Origin of the sequence: Streptomyces actuosus, from assembly GCF_016921115.1 — a bacterium.
Taxonomy (GTDB): Bacteria; Actinomycetota; Actinomycetes; order Streptomycetales; family Streptomycetaceae; genus Streptomyces; species Streptomyces actuosus_A.
The window spans coordinates 1-381 of the sequence record NZ_JAFFZS010000279.1 but is presented as its reverse complement, the minus strand read 5'-3'; the positions used below and the strand labels follow the sequence as shown (position 1 = coordinate 381).

Here is a 381-nt window from a genome sequence, read left to right as displayed (position 1 = left end):
GAGGTGAACGCCGTCGCGCACGCCCGCGGGGCCGCACCGATTCTCGGCTGGCTCGCGCACTACCGCGCCGCGCGCTGAGGCGCCGTGGACCGCCGCAACCGCAACAGTTGCCACAACACCAGCCCCGCCGGAAGACCCAGCGCCACCGAGATCATCGAGATCACCGTCGCGGGAAACGCCGAGTCGCCGGCGGCACCGAAGAGTTCCGTCACGCCGATCAACCCCATCGAGCCGGGCACCAGCAGCCAGAACCCCGGCAGGATCAAGGTGATGGTGGGTGGCGCGCCGCGACGCCGCGAGATCGCGAGTGCCGACACCGTCAGCACCAGCCCTCCGCAGAAACCGCTCGCGTAGCTTCCCAGCACCGTGCCGCCCAGATAC

At 70.6% G+C, this 381-nt stretch carries 1 pseudogene; it reads right to left on the bottom strand.

The annotated features are described in order from the left end of the window. Window positions 1-59 precede the first annotated feature (59 nt). Window positions 60-381, bottom strand: a pseudogene (locus tag JS756_RS36330) (hypothetical protein); the annotation flags it as partial.